We start from the raw sequence: 19549 nt of genomic DNA, 5'->3' as shown, positions 1-19549 counted from the left end.
CTGATGAAAAATGATTGTCATCAACGTTTTTTAAATCGACAGAAACATTTTTACATTTATTATCATCAGTGGATTTATGCTCTTCCGAAATAGGACTTTTATGGCAGGAGTCGTTTTTTTTGCATAATGTACATTCTGCATGTGATGACTCGTCTTTATTCAGAGAGATAGATTGTGTCTCTCCGTGGCAAAAATGAAAATACACAGTTGCACTAGTCGCTGTAAGAGAATAGTGAAAAATCAAGATAAGTATGATCAACTGTTTCATTTCTACAAAGCTAATAAACAACTAGCGCTCTAAAAAATTCTAGTTGTCATATTATTGCTACAATATTGATCTTAAAGAATTTCATAAGTAAAAATAAAAAAATCCTTGCGCAGGCAAGGACTTTTTTATTAACCTTTTATTGATTTAATAAAATTTGGAATTTCGTCCAAATAATTTTCTTTAGCCAATAGTTTGACAAATGCAGTTCCAATAATTGCTCCTGTTGCATAAGTTGTTGCTTGTTCAAAAGATTGTCTATTAGAAATTCCAAAGCCAATTGCTAAAGGACTTTTTAGATCCATATCTTTTATGCGTTGAAAATAGGCAGTTGTCTTATCTCCTACGCTTAATTCTGTTCCTGTTGTTGCATTAGAAGATAGTAAATAGATAAAACTGTTAGAAAGGTTGTCGATCTTTCTAATTCGCTCTTCAGAAGTCTGTGGAGTAACGATAAAAATATTGGCAACATCATTTTGTTCAAAAACATTTTTATACAGTTCCTCATATTCATACATGGGTAAATCCGGTACGATAATGCCATCAACACCAACTTTTTTACAGTCGGCACAAAATCGTTCTACGCCATATTGTAACAAAGGATTCACATATCCCATTAGAAATACAGGAATAGTGACATGTTTACGGAGCTCTTTTAACTGTTCAAAAAGAGTCTCTACGGTCATGCCGTTTTTTAGTGCTATCTCTGAACTATGTTGGATGGTAGGACCATCAGCAACAGGATCAGAGTATGGAAACCCTATTTCTAAAAAATCAGCTCCTGATTCTTCCAATTTCTTAGCGATAGCCACTGTACTGTCCAGCGTCGGATATCCGGCCGTAAAATATATAGATAGGAGACCCTGATCTCCTTTTTTTTGTATTTTTCTCATTGTATTAAAAACCGAAATATTTCATATAATTGTCCAAATCCTTGTCTCCACGACCTGAAAGACAAATGACCACAGTTTCTTCTGGTTTCAATTCCATCTTTTCTAAATATGCTAGCGCATGAGCACTTTCGATGGCTGGTATGATCCCTTCAAGTCTTGTCAATAACAGTCCAGCTTCCATTGCTTCTTTATCAGTTACGCTCACATAGTTGCCACGGCCAGATTTAAATAACCAGGCGTGCTGTGGACCAATTCCCGGATAATCCAAACCTGCAGATATGGAGTATGGTTCTATGACTTGTCCATCTGGGGTCTGCATCAGAAGCGATCGGCTTCCATGTAGCACACCCTCTTTTCCAAGTGCTGTTGTTGCGGCAGACTCGCCAGAGTCTACACCTAATCCTGCAGCTTCTACAGCAATCAGTTTGACGGATTCTTCGTCTACGAAATGGTAAAACATACCTGCTGCGTTGGAGCCTCCTCCTAAACATGCTATCGCATAATCAGGATTGTATTTACCAGTTTTTTCAAACAACTGTTTTTTTGTTTCTTCTGATATGATCGACTGAAAGCGCGCAACCATATCGGGGTAGGGGTGTGGGCCTACAACAGAACCAATAATGTAATGTGTATCTACAGGATTATTTATCCAATCTCTAAGGGCTTCATTAGTAGCGTCTTTTAGTGTTTTACTTCCCGACTCTGCAGGGATAACTTCAGCTCCCATCATTTTCATACGAGCAACATTCGGTGCTTGTCTTTCAATATCGATCGCGCCCATATACACGACACATTGTAAACCTTTTAAAGCACATACCGTAGCAGTTGCCACTCCATGTTGTCCGGCGCCTGTCTCAGCAATAATTCTTTTCTTACCTAATCGTTGTGCTAATAAGATTTGACCGATGGTGTTGTTTATTTTATGCGCACCCGTATGATTGAGATCCTCTCTTTTTAAGTAGATATTACTCCCATATTTTTCTGAAAGACGGCTTGCATAGTATAGCGGTGATGGTCTTCCAACGTAATCTCTCAAAAGTTGATTAAACTCTTGCTGAAAACTCGGTTCTTGAATGATATCTAAATATTGTTCACGCAGTTCTTCTACATTTGGATATAGCATTTCTGGAATGTAAGCACCACCAAACTGCCCATAGTATCCTTTTTCATTAACCTGGTATTTGCTCATAACTCATGTTTTTCAATGTTTGTTCTAATAATTCTACATTTTTTATCCCCGATTTAAATTCAAATTTTGAATTTAAATCGAGACCATATAAACGATGATCAGGAAATTGGCTTGCTGCTATCACATTTTCAGCACTCAAGCCCCCACTCAAGAAGTATGGTTTTTCGAGCGTGTAATTTTTTAATAGGTTCCAATCAAATTGTATTCCCGTCCCACCGTGATTGACGCTTTTGGTATCAAATAAAAAATAATCAACTGCGTCATCGTATTTCTTCAATGATTGCCAGTCAAAACTTTCATCAATGCCAAAAGACTTGATGACCACGATACCTCGGGATTTAAATTGTAAACAAAAATTTGGATCTTCATGTCCATGAAGTTGTATTCCAGTTAATCCGAAAGTATCTATTTTTTCTAAAATTTCTTGTTCAGTCGCATTAACAAAAACCCCTATTTTTTTTATTCCTTGAATGGATTTTATAAAATGGGCATCTAGGCTGCTGACATATCTTTTTGATTTCTCATAGAAAATCAAACCCATATAGTCTATCGGTAATTTAATCAGATCAAGCATATTGTCAAGATCTTTCATACCACAAACTTTAATTTTTAAGCTCATGTTATTTAGTTATAAGTTTTTTGAAACTATTTAATGCTCTTCCACTTTGTAATGATTCTTCAGCTTCATAAAAACAGTCAGCAAAGGTCTTCTCAGGATCAAATGTTTTAATTGCAAATGCAGCGTTTGTAAGTACGACATTGTTTTGAATATCATTACCCTTATTGCTGATAATGGCTAAAAATGTATCTGCGGCCTCATTGATGGTCTCTCCACTGGCTAATGATGCTGGTGGAACAATATCAAATCCTAATTGTGGGATACTGTAATATTGTTCACCTGAGTTGGTGATGACTTTAAAATCACCTGTTAAAGATATTTCATCATAGCCATCAAGTGCATGTATAATAGAATATTGTTTCGCTGACTCCTGATAAAGATAGCCATACAATCTGGCTAACTCGAGACTGAAGACACCTACTGATTGAAATTTTGGATTTACAGGATTTGTTAAAGGGCCCAACATATTAAAAAAAGTTTTCACTCCCAATGCCTTTCGAATAGGGGCAACTGTTTTCATTGCAGGATGAAATAATGGTGCATGTAGAAAGCAAATATTTGCTTCTTCAAGTTGTCTGGATAGTTCGCCCTTATCATTTGTAAATTGATAACCTAAATACTCCATGACATTGGAAGACCCACAACCCGAAGAAACACCGATATTACCGTGTTTAGCGACATGATAACCTGCCCCAGCTACAATAAAAGAAGCTAAAGTAGAAATGTTAAAGGTATTCTTTCCATCGCCTCCTGTACCGCATAAATCGATTAGATCATAACCGTTAAAATCCAGTTTTAGGCATAGGTCGTACATGGCATCTCTAAATCCACCTAGTTCTTCCACGCGGATACTTCGCATGCCATATGCGGTCATGAATGCTGCGATTTGATGACTATCATATTTTCCCTCCGTAATATTGATCAGGATGTCATAAGCCTCTTTTCTGCTGAATGATTTATATTCGAATAAATGCGCTAATATTTTTTTCATGCTGCTATTAAAATAAAAAAAGGCTTACCTAAAAAGGCAAGCCTACTATTTTGATGTATAGATAAATCTAAGCAATAGTTTTTTGCCACAACAGTTTAACTGTTATGCCACCACCAAGACTTATTTAATACCTTTATATTCATTTTGTTATTGTTATAGCAAATATGGTTGATTATTTTAAAAAAAACAAGTGATTTAGCGAATTATTTTTAATATGTCACAAAATGAGCTAAATTATTGCCTTTTGACACTAACGTAAAAGATCCAATTTTCCCGGAATCTAAGTAAAGTGATACAACCAGCCTATCCTTTACTTTTAGGAAGTAAATATGATTTGCATTTTTTCCTTCTAGATCGATGTCCCTTGTTTCCTTCTTCGGAAGTTGATAATAGTTGATATATTGTATTTGATTGCTGTCTTTCATTTGTATATTGAGTCTCACTTCATTCAAACTTGCTTCGAGATATTCAAAATATTCATCTGTTAACTCCTTGTTGATCGTTATATATTGACTCAATATGACGTCAGTGGCCAGAGATTGATCATAAAGTGCCGCGACAAATTTCTTTATAAAAACTAAATTCGTGTCAGCAGTTTCATATTCTTGACCAAAATTAATCTTTGGTGCTATGAGTAGTAGAAGTAAACATATACCTTTTAAGTATGTCATCATAATAATTAAGACTAAAATATAGTTAAAAGGATTAATAGGTATAAAAAATGCCTTACAAATCATTGTAAGGCATTTTTTATTAATACTCGTCCTCGTTAAAGAAGAAATCATCCTTAGTAGGATAATCTGGCCAAATTTCTTCTATATTTTCATAAGGCTCACCGTCGTCCTCTAAATCTTGTAAATTTTCGATTACTTCAACAGGAGCACCAGAACGAATACCATAGTCGATTAATTCATCTTTTGTTGCCGGCCAAGGGGCATCTTCTAAATGCGAAGCTAACTCTAATGTCCAATACATAATAAAAACAGATTAAGTTTTCAATTTTCGCAAAAATATAATTTAATTTGTCTTTAGCAAGTTATTTGTTATTTATTTTTTATGAAAGACATTAATGTATTGATATTCAGTTTAAAAAAATATCGTGAAGTAATCGTCAATATGTTAAATATTTTCAAAATCGTCACCTTTTTCTTCTAAAGCGGATAATCGAGGAGAAACTGATTTGATATCTGTATTAGGATAATCAGCCTCTATTAAACCATCTCTCATACGGACTATTCGATGTGCATGTTGGGCGATATCCTCTTCATGCGTCACCAAGATAATCGTATTTCCTTTCGAATGAATTTCTTCTAAAAGTCCCATGATTTCAATAGAAGTCTTGGTATCCAAATTTCCTGTAGGTTCATCAGCGAGTATGATAGAAGGGTTGTTTATCAATGCACGTGCAACTGCCACACGCTGCCGTTGACCACCCGAAAGTTCGTTGGGACGGTGGTCTATTCGATTCCCTAGGCCAACACTATTTAAAGCTTGAGTAGCTTTTTCCTCTCGTACACTTTGTTTAATACCGGCATAGATCAAAGGAAGAGCAACATTCTCCAATGCTGTACTCTTAGGTAATAAATTGAAAGTTTGAAAAACAAAACCGATTTCTTTATTTCGGACTTCGGCCAATTCATCATCAGACATTTCACTAACATTAATACCATTTAGAATATATGCACCATGATTAGGTGTGTCCAAACAGCCTAAAATATTCATTAATGTTGATTTTCCAGATCCGGATGGTCCCATTAATGCAACAAACTCCCCTTTCTTTATATTTAAAGAAACAGATGTTAATGCATGTATAGTTTCTGTTCCTATTGTATACTGTCGGGCAATTTCTTGAATTTCAATTAATGTTGAGGAAGCCATAACGAACGTTTTTTAATTTGGTGATTAAATTACAATTTATTCTGCAATTTCCAATGTAATAGCATTTTATTATAAACGTAATCTTCTAAGTCTGAAGCATTCTTTTCATTGTATTGCAGTGTATTTATTGGCGCAAATACTTGTATTTTTACTATACCAGGGTGGGAACCTAATTGATGACCATCATCCCATAAGATCTCCCAGGCATTTTCAATCACAATAGGTATGATCGGAATATTATTTTCGATTGCCATACGGAATGCACCTGATTTAAATGGATGTATTGTTGGAGGGTATTGTTCATCAATTTTTCCCTCCGGAAATATGGCTAGCGTCTTTCCCTCTTTTAACATCTCATTAGCCTTTTTGAATGATCTAAAAGACGACATTTTACTTTTACGATCGACCGGTATATCAATGGTTTTGAAGAAAATTCTTGTCACAGGATTCTTTAATAATTCAGCTTTTCCAATAAAAGTGATCGCTCTTGGTGAAATATAGGTCATCGCTGTAATGTCTAAAACCGAAGTATGATTAGCACAGAGGATATATGGCTTAGACCAGTCTATTTTTTCCTCAAACTTGACGCGATAGAAAATACCTGTAAAGTAGGAACCGAGTAAACTCATCCATCTCCTAAGAAAAGCTATTTTAGTATAATTCTTTATTGGATTTCTTGCATACAACCATATTAAAGGGAAAAGAAAGCAGAAAATGATAAAAACACTTGTGAAGTAAAAGTAGCGGTGCAGTTTCTTTAAGAATATAATCATCAAATAGTAAGGTGTCTTAATTTAGGGCTAATATATTATAAAAGGGGGATATGTAATCCCCCTTTCTTATATTTTCGTAAGTTTTTACTTACTTAATTCAGCATAGTATTTATGAAATAGGGGAATCGTTGAAATACCTTTCAAATAATTCTCAATACCGTATTTTTCATTAGGAGAGTGTAAGTTGTCACTGTTTAATCCGAAACCTAATAAGACTGTTTTTAAACCTAAGACTTCTTCAAATAAAGCAACAATAGGAATAGAACCACCACCACGAGTTGGAATAGGTTTTACTCCAAATGTTTCAGTAAGTGCTTTTTCGGCAGCTTTATAGGCTACACTGTCTGTAGGAGTTACTACCGGTTCACCGCCATGATGAGGTTTAACTTCTACACGAACATATTTTGGAGCAATTGCTTCAAAATGTTTTTTGAATAAATCTGTGATACGTTGTGAATTTTGATTTGGCACCAAGCGCATGGAGATTTTAGCAAATGCTTTAGAAGGAAGTACAGTTTTTGCACCCTCTCCAATATAACCACCCCATATACCATTTACTTCCAATGTCGGACGAGTACCTGTACGCTCTATGGTAGAATAGCCTTCTTCACCCCATAATGCTTCTACACCTAGATCTTTTTTATATTCTTCGATTTCAAATGGAGCTTTATTCAATTCGTTACGTTCTTCCTGAGATAGTTCTATCACATCATCGTAAAATCCAGGAATTGCAATATGATTATTTTCATCATGTAATGATGCGATTAATTTTGCTAATACTGTAGCAGGATTTGCAACCGCGCCACCGTATACGCCTGAGTGTAAATCTCTATTTGGACCAGTTACTTCTACTTCAACATAGGATAGTCCTCTTAGTCCGGTCTCTAAAGATGGAGTTTCTAGACTAATCATAGAGGTGTCGGAGATAACAATGACATCAGCTTTTAATTTTTCCGTATTTTCTTTGACAAAAGTTCCTAAATTAACAGATCCAACTTCTTCTTCACCCTCAATCATGAATTTAATATTGCAAGCAAGTGCGTTATTTTTCATCATGTATTCAAATGCCTTTACATGCATATAAAATTGTCCTTTGTCATCAGCAGAACCGCGAGCGTAGATTTTGCCATCACGAATAGTTGGTTCAAATGGCGGAGTATCCCACAATTCATATGGATCTGCAGGTTGCACATCATAATGTCCATAAGTCAATACTGTAGGAAGTGCAGGGTCAACGATCTTTTCTCCGTATACAATAGGATTACCAGCAGTTTGACAGATTTCTACCTGATCTGCGCCAGCTTCCTTTAGTTTTTGTGCGACAAATTCCGCAGTCTTTTCAACATCTCCTTTGAATTTTGGATCAGCGCTTACTGACGGGAGACGCAATAAATCAAACAACTCATCTAAAAATCGTTGTTTGTTGGCCTCAACATATTCTTGTATAGTTTGCATAGTATGAATGTATTTATAGCAAAAATAGGTAAAACATTATAATTTCACTTTGATAATTATGGTTTTAAGATCATTATTAAAAGATTTAAAAAAAAGATTAAAATTGTTGTAACATTTCCATTGAAAGCCCATCTAATAGCTATAACAATACAATATATTTGAACAGTTTTATTAACCAACGTGATAATAATAGTTTTTTAGATGAAAAGAAAAACAATTTTCCATTTGTTATTGCTTTTACCTATGCTTGTGAGCTTCTGCTTTGCTCAGAGCAAAATTCATGGTAAAATTAGCGATTCCAAAGATCAGCAGAAGTTGTCAAATGCAACAATTATGCTCTTGAGTGCCAAAGACTCTATTCTTCTAGATTTTACAAGATCTGATGAGAATGGTAACTTTTCTTTAAATACACCTACTCAAAGTGAGAGTGTACTGATTGTAAGTTATCCAAAATATGGCGATTATTATACCTCAATATTACCAAATCAAGACTATTCAGCTTTAAAAGTTGGTTTGACAAGCACTGCCCAACTTTTACAGGAAGTTATTGTGACAGGTCGTATTCCAATCACTATAAAGGGGGATACAACAGAATATGATGCAGGTAGCTTTAAAGTTGAAAAAAATGCTAAAGTTGAAGACTTGTTGAAGGTATTGCCTGGTATCACGGTTGATGCTTCGGGCAAGATCACTGCTCAAGGAAAGACCGTTAAAAAAGTATTAGTGGATGGAGAGGAATTCTTTGGAGATGATCCTACTTTGGTAACGCGCAATTTGCGTTCTGATATGGTCGATAAAGTACAAGTTTATGAGAAGAAATCAGATCAAGCAGAGCGAACAGGAGTGGATGATGGTCAGCGTGAACAAACCATTAATGTTAAATTGAAAGATGGGGCTAAAAATGGTATGTTCGGAAAAGCATTGCTAGGAGTGGGCACCGATGATTATTACATGGGGCAGATCATGGTCAATAAATTTAAAGGTTCACAAAAAATATCAGCCTATGGTCTTTTTGGTAATAACGGTACCACTACGATGAATTGGCAAGATGCAGACAAGTATGGTGGTGACTCGGGTGTGAGTTATGGTGATGATGGATCTGTTTCATGGTCAAACTTTACTGATCCTTTCTCAGGACAAGGAGTTGTTGGTATTCCGAGAGCGATCAATTCGGGTATTAATTTTTCGGACAAATTTGATAAAAACAAGCATAATGTTAATATCAATTATAAGTATGGGCGGATCAGTAGTGACGGTCAAGATGAGACCTTGATGAGTGGTCTTATCAATAGCCGTACCGTAAAAACTGTGGATACAGAAAATGATCAACATCGGGTAAACCTAAAATATGACCTGAACTTTGACTCTTTGAATACGTTGACTATTCGTGGAGGAGCCTCGCAAAAGAATTTATGGTCTGATAATAAACGAGAAGCCTATCAGTTTTCTGCAGAATTAGATTCAGTTATAACCGAAAAGACAAGGGAAGTTGCTGACAATACGGTAAAAGCATTTAATTTAAGCGCTTTATTTACCCATAAATTTAAGAAAAAAGGAAGGTCGTTGACATTTAATGGAGAGATCAGAAAAGATGAAACTTCGGGTGGTGGATCGCTCTTTTCTACGGTACATAAATATGAATTCGATACAGACTCTATCACAGATCAACGTAAAAATAGATTACAAAATGTTACCAATAACCGTGCTTCATTAACTTATACAGAACCCTTGTCTAAAGTTTTAAATTTATCTATTGGTGCCGGTATTGAAAGTAATAAAAGTTCTTCTCTGGTTGAATCTTTTAATGAAGGATCGGGAGATTATGATGACCTTGACGAACGTTTCAGTAATGATTATGATTTTGATAGAACAAGTAGCAATTACAAGGTGGCTTTAGGGTATACCACAGAGAAGTTAAGGTTTAACTTTACCAATAGTTTTAACAATGATGATCTACAGCAACAAAATAACAATACCAAAGCATCTTTCTCAAGAAATTTCTTCACCTATAATCCATCTTTAAGTGGAGGTTACTCTTTTACCAAAGGTAAAAACATGTGGTTCAATTATAATGGTCGCAATCAATTACCTTCTTTAAATCAGATTCAACCTATATTAGATAATTCAGATCAATTGAACCGTTATCTTGGTAATGAAAATTTGAAACCAGCATTCAGTCACAATTTTAATTTAGGATATAATACGTTTAAATTATTGACAGGAAGTTACGCATATGTTGGAGGTAATTTAAACCTTGTAAAAGATCCAATTTCACAAAATATCACAACTTCAAACGGTATCAATACTTACGAATGGAATAATATAACGGGGAAAACAAATATTTCGACAAATTTCTGGTCTGGTTATTATTTCAAACTCAATAAGAAACTGGGATTAAGTAACTCTCCACAGTTGTCATGGTCACTTTCTGAAAATTATAATTTCTTCAATGGTGAGCTTAATAAAGTGAATACAACCAATTATAACTTTACTTACACGTTTACACGTGACACAAAAACAGGATTGAACTTTAATATAAATCTAAGTCCACAATATCGTATAATGGAGTCTAATTTGCAGCAAAATTCAAATAGTAACGGATTTGTATTCGGCTCTTCTGGTAGTGTTGAATACTTTTTCACTAAAACACTAAAAGTATATACGAATTACGATTATACATATGAAGCAGCCACACAAGCATTTGATCAGAAATTTGAGCAATTTTTGGTACATCCAGGAATTAGTAAAAAATTCTTGAAAAATGAATCTTTGATTTTAGACTTTACAGTTAATGATGTCTTAAATCAAAATAAAGGCTTTAGCAGATCAGCTGCAAACTCTGTATTTACACAAAGAAGATATGATACTATCAGACGTTATTATATGTTGAAGTTATCATGGGATTTTACTAAAATGTTTTTATAAGATGAGACACATGAAAATACTTAATTATAGCATTCTTTTTATATTATTATGCTGCAGTACGTTTGCAAAAGCGCAGTATACACTTTTTTCTAAGGTTGGTTCGATATCTTTTGATAAGACAATGTATATGAAGAATATTGTAAACAAACAATTTATTGCTAAAGCTGACGGAAATTCAAAGGATCAATTTGAACGTATGCTTCCAACAATACCAGAAAATGTAGTTTTGAAAAAGACGTTAAAGTTTAATGGCAACGAAACCCTTTTTCAACCTGTCGTTGGACAAGAATTGGATATGAAAGTCAAGCAATTAATTATGATGTTTGCTCTTGATTTTGATGCACAAACGCTTTCAAATTTGGCTACTAAAGACTATAAACGATTTAATGATGTGATGGGCGATAAAATCATCATCCAAGATTCTGTGAAAACAGTAAAATGGCGTATCACAGACGAGTACCGTGAAATAGCTGGCTATACTTGCCGTAGAGCTAATGGTTTTACCTCTGATTCAACTTATGTCATCGGATTTTATGCCAATGAAATTCCAGTTAGTGGGGGACCTGAGTCTATAAATGGTTTGCCGGGTATGATCTTGGGATTAGTAGTTCCAAGCCAGCACGTGTCTTATTTTGCTACTCAAGTCGAACTAAGCAATACGATTGTTATGGATAAAAAGGTTTTTGAAAATAAGAAAACTAAATCCATGACACGGAAACAGATGGTCGATCAATTTACAGAGACTATATCACAATGGTTGAATAAAGAGACCGTAAAATACATCATGCAATTGGCAACTTTGTAATTGAAGAACTAGCCCGTAGTTACCTAATAAAGCCCTCAATGGTTCATTTGAGGGCTTTATTTGTGTTCAAAAATACTATTTAAAATAAAAGAGGCTATCCTTTTGAGACAGCCTCTTTTATTTTAATAAGATAAATAATAATTATTTACCATCATTTTTCTTAGCAGTAACTTCGTTGCGAATTTCCTGTGCTAATGTTTTAATGTCCTGTAATCCTTTGCGTACACGAGTACCAGCAGCAGAGTTACCATTGTTGAAAAATTTGTCTGCATCTGCTTCGATTGATGCTACTAACTCTTTTAATTTTACGTAGTTTTCCATTTTAATAATTATAATTTTAGTTTTATGGTCCTGTTTATTACTCTAATTAACACAATAAATATACAAAAACCAATTTAATAGAAAATATTTTTTCTGAAAAAAATCTGTTAAAAATTGTAAAATATTATTATTCTACAATTTTTAATTCATTTATGATATTGGTCGCTCCAGCAAATTTGTCAATAACAAAAAGAACATATCGAATATCAACAGATATTGTGCGTTGCAATTTGTGATCAAAAATGACGTCACCTGCCATTGCTTCGATATTACCATCAAAAGCCAAGCCAATTAATTCACCATTTCCATTTATTACAGGAGATCCCGAATTTCCACCAGTAATATCATTATCACTTAGGAAGTTAACAGGGAGATAACCAGCTTTATCAGCGTAACGGCCATAATCTTTATTATTCTGCAGATCGATCAATCGCTGCGGTAAATCAAACTCTTCGTCTCCTTTTTTGTACTTCGCAATTGTACCTTTTAAAGTCGTATAGTAGTTTTCTGCCGCGTCATTACGTTTATCTGCAGGTAGTGATTTAATAGAACCATACGTTAAACGTAACGTGCTGTTTGCATCAGGATAAAATTTACCTTTTGGATTTGAAGCCAATACACCAGCTACATATTTACGATGTGCTGCTTCAAATTTATCTGTAGCATCTTTATCCGCAATTGCAGATTCACGATATTTATTTAATAAAGCTGAAGATAATTTGTAGAGTGGGTCATTGTCTAATGCAATGGCTGTAGGATTACTTAAAAAGTTATTCAAACGCTCTTCAGATGCAAAAATACTATTTTTGATAGCCTCACGAATGTACGAAGTTAAATCATTATTGTTTTTGCTTGCCAATTCTGAAACGTAAGGCGCAATGTTACCAGCTTTTTTTGCATATAGGTTTAGTTCATCAATTAAAACATCTTCCTCGAGAGGCAAGTACATTTTTTCGTAGCCAGATGCAATAGCTGCTTGTAATCTTGGTAACAATTCTTTACGTTTTGCCTCATTCGACTTCACATACATATCTAGACCACTACCTATAGAATACGGCAATGCTGCCAAGGTACTAGAACGGAGCATGCCACTTAAATAGTTGTCATGACGTGCCTTCTCGTTGGTTGCGGCATAATAAGCATTGATTGTAGCAATAACGTCGCCATATTGTTCTTTATTTTCTTTTTTATTAGCCCATTTATTGAATTTTGCTTCATCCTGCGCTTTAGTAATGGCAGTTTTATGTAAAGTTAAAGCATCGATCATTCCTTGACGATTTTTCCAGTAATTGGCGACTTGAGAATATTTAGAAGCATAGTTAATTTTAACTGCTTGATCTTTGTCCATGTATTTTTTCATGGCATCCATTCCTGTTTTAGAAGCTTCAACCCAAGCAGGATATGCAAATTTTACATTCTGATCAATTCCACCAGCAGGCATCCAACGGTTTGTACGACCAGGGTAACCTAAAATCATAGCAAAGTCACCCTCTTTAAAGCCCTTTAAACTGATTGGTAAAAAATGCTTTGGTTTCAAAGGAACGTTGTCCTTAGCATATTCTGCGGGATTGCCATTTTTGTCACCATAAACACGGAAAATAGAAAAATCTCCAGTGTGACGTGGCCACTCCCAGTTGTCTGTGTCACCACCAAATTTACCAATACTGTTAGGAGGAGTGCCCACTAATCGAACATCGTTAAAATCTTGATAAACGAAATAGTAATATTCATTTCCATTGTAAAATGATTTTACGTTCACGATGTACTTGCCATTTTCGCTATTCTCTTTTTCGATTTTAGCAATTTCTTGATTAATGATTTTTTGACGTTCAGATTCAGACATCTTATCATTTACTAACGATAAGATTCTTTTTGAAACATCATCCATACGAACAAAGAAACGAACGAATAACGACTTAGGTTTGAGCTCTTCTGATTTTGTTTTCGCCCAAAAGCCATTGGTTAAGTGGTCATTTTCAGGAGTTGAAAGTTCGGCGATAGCTCCATAACCACAGTGATGGTTTGTGAATACTAATCCCTGATCAGAAACAATTTCAGCAGTACAACCACCATTGAATTGTACGATTGCGTCTTTTAAACTAGAATTGTTGATACTGTAAATTTCTTCAGCAGTCAATTTCAATCCTTTCTTTTGCATATCAGCCTCATTCAGGCGCTTCAAATGCATTAAGAACCACATTCCTTCATCAGCAAATGTGGTCAAACTTGCTGTAATAAGCAGCAATAAGATCCATAATTTTTTCATACAAACTTGATAAAAAAGTTTAGTTATTTACTACAAAGGTGGTTTAATTCTGCTTGAATTCAAAATGTAGCTTATGCAACAGCTACTTTTGAATAATAATGAAATAGTTATGTCAATTTTACGTCAATCTCAGAATCATTTAAAGCATAGGATAAGCAAGTGAATGCTTTTCATTACCTTTGTAAAATGCAGCAAACATTTGAAAATTTTAAATTGAATAAGCAGCTTTTGAACGCAATTGAAGAGGCAGGTTATTCGGTTCCAACAGAAATACAAGAAAAAACGATTACACCAATTCTTGCTGGTCAAGATATCATGGGAGTAGCACAAACTGGCACTGGGAAGACTGCTGCATTTGTCTTACCTATATTAATGAAATTGAAATATGCACAGGGGCAAGATGCACGTGCATTGATTTTGTCGCCAACACGAGAACTTGCGATGCAAATCGAGGAAAATATTCAAACATTTTCTAAATACCTTGATTTACGTACGGTAGTATTATACGGCGGATTAGGACCTAAAACCCAAATTGAAAATCTTGAAAAAGGAGTAGATATCATTGTAGCTACACCAGGTCGATTTTTGGACTTATACTTAGAGGGACATATCAACGTAAAATCGTTGAAATTTCTTGTAATGGATGAAGCCGATAAAATGATGGATATGGGGTTTATTTCTAAACTTCACCGTATTTTAGAAGTCGTACCCCGTAAAAGACAGAATTTATTGTTTTCAGCAACAATGAGCGAACTGGTTCGTAAAATTGCTGGTGATTTTTTAGCTTTCCCTACTATTGTGGAAGTTTCTGAACAAGCAACACCAGCCTCCACAGTAAGTCAAAGGGTCTATTTTGTTCCTAATCAAAAGACAAAGTTAAATTTACTACAACATTTATTGAAAGATGATGAGTCATTTCACCGTTTAATTGTTTTTTGTAAAACGAGGACAGTTGCAGATAATGTTTTCGCTTTTTTAGAACGTAAATATGGAAAAGATCAAGTACGTGTCATCCATGCCAACAAAGGTCAGAATACTCGAATTAACTCTATTAATGCGTTTAAAGAAGGAAATATTAGGATCTTAGTAGCCACAGATGTAGCTGCCCGTGGATTAGATGTAACCAATGTGTCCCATGTTATTAATTTCGAAGTACCCATTGTTACAGAAGATTATGTTCATCGTATCGGACGTACCGGACGTGCATTTAATTCTGGCGATGCTATTACTTTTTGTAATGATGCAGAAAAGCATTATTTCAGAAAAATTGAAAAGTTAATGCGCCAATCTGTAGATGTTGCACCTTTACCAGATGAAGTTTTTGTAGAAGAAACTCCTTATTTCGAACGTCAAATCATTGCTAAAGAAATTGACAATCAAAAGCGAAAAGATGATCCAGATTTTAAAGGAGCTTTTCACGAAAAGAAATTTGTGATTAAACAGAAAGAAGCAAAAGCATCACAACGTGCTTCAGGGTTTAAATCCAATAAAAAGGGTCCTAAAACTTCGACTAAAAGAAATTATAGAACGAAATAGTGAGACTAACACCCATTAATATTGTATCGGCATGCCTGATAGCTTGGTATTTTGTAGAAGATATGGCAGACGGAAATCCGTTGCTAACTATTACAGCACTCATCAGCTTACTTGTTGTACTTCTATTCGTGGATATTTTCTTTCGTGTTATTGTCAAACAAGATAAGAAGTTATGGCTTTATGAATTATTTTTTATAGTAGCAGTAGCGATATTGACTTTGATCATAAAAATAACATAATCCCATTTATACATAGCATTTATAAATGGATATACTTTTAATATATTCATAGGCTTTAAAACCGAGTGAAAAGAGCTGTTAAATACAGCGATCAGCATTCACTCATTATTAAAACAAACAATATTATAATGAAAAAAGCAGAAATAAAATTACAGATTGAATTGGACGAAACCAATGTTCCAAATACAATAACTTGGTCTTCAAATGATGGTGAATCTTCTGATGAACTACCTGCAAAAGCCATGTTTTTAGCATTATGGGATTCAGCATATAAAAATTCAATGCGTATCGATTTGTGGACAAAAGATATGCCTTATGATGAAATGAAACGTTTTTTTTACGAAACATTACAAACATTAGGTGATTCATTTCTTCGTTCTTCTGGAGGAGATCCTATGGCAGAGAAAGTCATCGCTGATTTACGTGACTACTGTGCACATTTTGCGGATAAAATGGAAGTATTAGAGCAACAAAACTAATTTTTTAATATGAATTACTTTTTGGTCAAATCAGAACCCTTTAAATACAGTTGGGAACAATTTAACAAGGATGGTCAAACCTTTTGGGATGGTGTACGTAATTATCAAGCACGTAATAATCTCAAAGCAATGAAAGAAGGTGATCTTGTTTTATTCTACCATAGTAATGAGGGCAAAGAAGTAGTAGGTATAGCAAAAGTTGTAAAAGAATATTATCAGGATCCCACAACTGAAGATCCGAAATGGGTTGTTGTTGATTTAGCTCCAGTCGAAACATTCAAAAAATCGGTCACTCTTGAACAGATAAAAGCTGATGAATTTCTTCAAGATGTTGCTTTAGTTCGTCAAGGAAGATTATCAGTGATGCCACTAAAAGCCGAAGAGTTTGATCGTATAGTCGCATTAGGGAGTGAGTAATAAGTGACTCCCAATTAGATTGAAAAAGCCTCAAATGATAAATTTGAGGCTTTTTCAATTAACCTTTATGATCAAATAGATTGACTAGGTTTTTCAATTCTGTCGCTTTACTAGGGTCTAGTTTACCACTTAAGATTAAGCGCAACTCACGGCGTCTCATGGCTTCGTCATAGAGTCTATGTTCCAATTCCGTTTCAGGAATAACTTTTGGAATAGGTTGCGGTTTCGCATGTTCATCTATAGCTACAAAAGTGTAATATGCTTCGTTGGATTTCTCTTTAGTACCCAAAGGTAAGTTTTGAGCAAATACTTCCATTCTTACTTCTATTGAAGTATTAAAAGCACGTGTCACTTTAGCCTCAATAGTAACCACTTCTCCTAATCGAATAGATCTTTTGAACGATACGTTATCAACAGATACCGTCACTACTGGACTGTTACAATGTTTCTGAGCAGCCATAGCCGAACAGATATCCATCCAATACAACAACCTACCACCCATCAAATTTCCAAAAGTGTTGGTATCGTTTGGCAATACCAATTCATTCATTACTGTAGTCGATTCTTTTGCACATTTATCCTTCATCTCTTTTTTATTATTAACGGAAGATTCCGTATTGTTGATCAATTATTTCTAAACTCACTTTGAAGGGAGTCGGTTCATAACCTAAGATTGATTTTGCTTTTGATAATATAAAACCAGTTTTCTGAGGACGATTTTCGGATTGATTGATTTCTGAAGCTGTTAATTCAAAAATTAAAGATTTATCCAGTTTCCAAAAATCCGCAATTTGGTAAACAGCTTCTGCAATTGTAAACATTTCTTCTCCGCTAATGTGGAAAACCCCAGTTACACGTTTTTTAATTGCTAAAATACATGCCTCTGCCAAGTCATCAACAAAAGTTGGCATACGCCACTGATCTTTTACTACATTTATTGATTCTTTACTAGATAGTTTTTCTTTTGCCCAAAGTACTAAATTAGAGCGTTTTGGGTTTGCATTTATTCCATATACTAGTATAGTTCTTAAAATTGCATAGGCGCATCCCGTATTGTGGATAACTTGTTCAGAACGTAACTTGCTCTTCCCATATTCACTCAATGGATGAGCCAAATCCTCCTCTTTATAAGGACCATTTTTTCCATCAAACACAAAGTCTGTGGATAACTGTACTAAAAAAGCATTTGATTGCTTGCAGTATTGGGCTAGCTGTTCGACAACATCAACATTCATCTTCTGGCACTTAGCCTGATCAGCTTCACATGCTTCAACACTTGTGATAGCCGCAGTATGTATGATATAGTTAGGTTTAAATTCTGATAAATAGTTATTTAGAAGTTCCGAATTCATTAAATCCAATTGTTGAAAATGATAATTTTCCTTATTTGGATTCTCATTTTCATGCATAGAGATTGCAAAAGTATCGTAGCTACTGTCTTTACTAAGACGATCAATCAGTTTTTGTCCTAAAAAACCATTAGAACCCGTTATTAACACTTTGTTGGAAACCATCATTAATTTGTGAATTGAAATTCTAGTTTTCCACTTTGTTTTAACATATTGTTGATAACCATGACTTCGAAATCAATGATACCATTCAATCCAGTGTAATTAATTTTATCTGGGTCATCTGTTGGCATATGATAATCTGGGTGACCACCGGTGTGGAAAAACAAAACAGGAATATTTTTTTTGTAGAAAGAGGTTTGATCTGAACCACCATTTCCGTCATGACCTGTATAGAACTTAATCTTTGGAGCAATGCCTTCAAAGATTTCTGGCCACTTTTTACTTGTACCATATCCGATTACAGCAACACCCTGTTCAGGATTTAATCTTCCGATCATATCCATGTTCAACATGCCAGTTATCTTATCTAAGGGTAGGGTAGGGTGTTCGGTAAAATATTTGGATCCTATTAATCCTAATTCTTCTGCACCGAATGCAATAAATAGAAAATTATGATTTTCCTTTATATTATTTGTGCTATAGTAGCGTGCTAACTCCAATAAACCAGCTACTCCAGAAGCATTATCATCAGCTCCGTTATGTATTTTACCAACACCTAACGAATCTTTTGAACTTCCTTGATGACCAGTTCCTAAATGATCATAATGAGCGCCAATAACAATAGTAAGCGGTGCACCATTATCTAAAAATGCAATGATATTATCTGCCTTACGAATGCTGTCACTCACTTTAACTTTCCAGACTTTAGCTTCAAACGATTGACGAAATCCTTTTTCACCTAGCGGTTGTAGTTTAAGTTTTTTAAAATATTTTTCGATATAGTCAGCTGCCTTAAAGACTTCTTTACTACCTGTACCTCGACCTTTCATTTTATCACTTGCAAGGTAATGAATATGTTTTTTTACTAAATCTGGATTGCTATATTGAGCAATGCTGGGTAAACTAAAAATAGTTAGAAGTGCCAATATTGCCCATTTCATTTCTAATTTCATTGTCTTAACTATTGTTATTGAATAAAAAAAGCCT

General features: G+C 34.7%; 20 protein-coding genes. 6 read left to right on the top strand and 14 right to left on the bottom strand.

Annotated features, from left to right (window positions below):
* Positions 1–396 precede the first annotated feature (396 nt).
* The 9 genes from trpA to MUB18_RS01530 all read right to left on the bottom strand — a co-directional run bounded on the left by trpA (position 397) and on the right by MUB18_RS01530 (position 8063).
* Positions 397–1158, bottom strand: coding sequence for a tryptophan synthase subunit alpha (gene trpA, locus MUB18_RS01570; RefSeq protein WP_045753599.1), 762 nt, complete (start codon positions 1156–1158; stop codon positions 397–399).
* A 4-nt stretch (positions 1159–1162) separates the two neighbouring features.
* The gene (trpB, locus tag MUB18_RS01565; RefSeq protein WP_248754788.1) at positions 1163–2347 is read right to left on the bottom strand and encodes a tryptophan synthase subunit beta; all 1185 of its coding nucleotides are present in this window, start codon (positions 2345–2347) and stop codon (positions 1163–1165) included.
* Positions 2328–2966: a phosphoribosylanthranilate isomerase gene (locus MUB18_RS01560; protein ID WP_248754787.1), complete on the bottom strand. Its 639-nt coding sequence runs from the start codon at positions 2964–2966 to the stop codon at positions 2328–2330. The genes trpB and MUB18_RS01560 overlap by 20 nt, the downstream gene beginning before the upstream one ends.
* Before the next feature lies 1 nt (position 2967).
* Positions 2968–3957: an anthranilate phosphoribosyltransferase gene (trpD, locus tag MUB18_RS01555; protein WP_248754786.1), complete on the bottom strand. Its 990-nt coding sequence runs from the start codon at positions 3955–3957 to the stop codon at positions 2968–2970.
* Positions 3958–4166: 209 nt separating this feature from the next.
* A complete protein-coding gene (locus tag MUB18_RS01550) occupies positions 4167–4631 on the bottom strand; it encodes a hypothetical protein (RefSeq protein WP_248754785.1) in 465 nt (154 codons plus the stop codon).
* Positions 4632–4710: 79 nt separating this feature from the next.
* Positions 4711–4932 (bottom strand): DUF2795 domain-containing protein, encoded by a 222-nt coding sequence (locus MUB18_RS01545; RefSeq protein WP_021188822.1) that lies wholly within the window; start codon positions 4930–4932, stop codon positions 4711–4713.
* 144 nt (positions 4933–5076) lie between these two features.
* Positions 5077–5835 (bottom strand): ABC transporter ATP-binding protein, encoded by a 759-nt coding sequence (locus tag MUB18_RS01540; RefSeq protein WP_045755420.1) that lies wholly within the window; start codon positions 5833–5835, stop codon positions 5077–5079.
* A gap of 29 nt (positions 5836–5864) precedes the next feature.
* The gene (locus MUB18_RS01535) at positions 5865–6464 is read right to left on the bottom strand and encodes a lysophospholipid acyltransferase family protein (RefSeq protein ID WP_228115782.1); all 600 of its coding nucleotides are present in this window, start codon (positions 6462–6464) and stop codon (positions 5865–5867) included.
* 228 nt (positions 6465–6692) lie between these two features.
* A complete protein-coding gene (locus MUB18_RS01530) occupies positions 6693–8063 on the bottom strand; it encodes a dipeptidase (protein WP_248754784.1) in 1371 nt (456 codons plus the stop codon).
* Between the two features lie 201 nt (positions 8064–8264).
* On the opposite strand from MUB18_RS01530, the gene MUB18_RS01525 reads away from it, so the two are divergent.
* On the top strand, positions 8265–10988 hold the full coding sequence (locus tag MUB18_RS01525) for an outer membrane beta-barrel protein (protein ID WP_248754783.1): 2724 nt from the start codon (positions 8265–8267) through the stop codon (positions 10986–10988).
* 1 nt (position 10989) lies between these two features.
* Positions 10990–11793 carry a GLPGLI family protein gene (locus tag MUB18_RS01520; protein ID WP_317233175.1) on the top strand — a complete coding sequence of 268 codons (804 nt, stop codon included), beginning with the start codon at positions 10990–10992 and terminating at the stop codon, positions 11791–11793.
* A 141-nt stretch (positions 11794–11934) separates the two neighbouring features.
* Here MUB18_RS01520 and MUB18_RS01515 read toward each other — a convergent pair whose 3' ends face one another.
* Together MUB18_RS01515 and MUB18_RS01510 are read right to left on the bottom strand one after the other, a co-directional pair.
* Positions 11935–12114 (bottom strand): hypothetical protein, encoded by a 180-nt coding sequence (locus MUB18_RS01515; protein WP_045753606.1) that lies wholly within the window; start codon positions 12112–12114, stop codon positions 11935–11937.
* Between the two features lie 127 nt (positions 12115–12241).
* Positions 12242–14380 carry a S46 family peptidase gene (locus MUB18_RS01510; RefSeq protein ID WP_045753607.1) on the bottom strand — a complete coding sequence of 713 codons (2139 nt, stop codon included), beginning with the start codon at positions 14378–14380 and terminating at the stop codon, positions 12242–12244.
* Positions 14381–14566: 186 nt separating this feature from the next.
* Between MUB18_RS01510 and MUB18_RS01505 the strand changes: the two genes are divergently transcribed.
* From MUB18_RS01505 to MUB18_RS01490, 4 genes are all read left to right on the top strand, one after another.
* On the top strand, positions 14567–15916 hold the full coding sequence (locus tag MUB18_RS01505) for a DEAD/DEAH box helicase (RefSeq protein WP_045753608.1): 1350 nt from the start codon (positions 14567–14569) through the stop codon (positions 15914–15916).
* Complete coding sequence (locus tag MUB18_RS01500) at positions 15916–16155, top strand: hypothetical protein (protein WP_094771783.1); 240 nt, start codon at positions 15916–15918, stop codon at positions 16153–16155. The genes MUB18_RS01505 and MUB18_RS01500 overlap by 1 nt, the downstream gene beginning before the upstream one ends.
* Before the next feature lie 128 nt (positions 16156–16283).
* Entirely contained in the window at positions 16284–16634 is a 351-nt protein-coding gene (gene gldC / locus MUB18_RS01495) for a gliding motility protein GldC (RefSeq protein ID WP_045753610.1), read from the top strand.
* A gap of 9 nt (positions 16635–16643) precedes the next feature.
* Complete coding sequence (locus MUB18_RS01490) at positions 16644–17051, top strand: EVE domain-containing protein (protein ID WP_021188830.1); 408 nt, start codon at positions 16644–16646, stop codon at positions 17049–17051.
* A gap of 58 nt (positions 17052–17109) precedes the next feature.
* On the opposite strand, the gene MUB18_RS01485 is transcribed toward MUB18_RS01490, so the two are convergent.
* Genes MUB18_RS01485 through MUB18_RS01475 form a run of 3 tightly spaced genes read right to left on the bottom strand, consistent with a single transcriptional unit; the run spans position 17110 to position 19515 of the window.
* Positions 17110–17637: an acyl-CoA thioesterase gene (locus tag MUB18_RS01485; protein WP_045755422.1), complete on the bottom strand. Its 528-nt coding sequence runs from the start codon at positions 17635–17637 to the stop codon at positions 17110–17112.
* A gap of 13 nt (positions 17638–17650) precedes the next feature.
* The gene (locus MUB18_RS01480; protein ID WP_248754781.1) at positions 17651–18568 is read right to left on the bottom strand and encodes an SDR family oxidoreductase; all 918 of its coding nucleotides are present in this window, start codon (positions 18566–18568) and stop codon (positions 17651–17653) included.
* Positions 18568–19515 (bottom strand): M20/M25/M40 family metallo-hydrolase, encoded by a 948-nt coding sequence (locus MUB18_RS01475; protein WP_248754780.1) that lies wholly within the window; start codon positions 19513–19515, stop codon positions 18568–18570. Before MUB18_RS01475 ends, MUB18_RS01480 begins: the two co-directional genes overlap by 1 nt.
* Positions 19516–19549 lie beyond the last annotated feature (34 nt).

Source organism: Sphingobacterium sp. PCS056, assembly GCF_023273895.1.
GTDB lineage: Bacteria > Bacteroidota > Bacteroidia > Sphingobacteriales > Sphingobacteriaceae > Sphingobacterium.
Note: the sequence above shows the minus strand (reverse complement) of the source record. Positions and strands in the feature narration are given on the sequence as shown.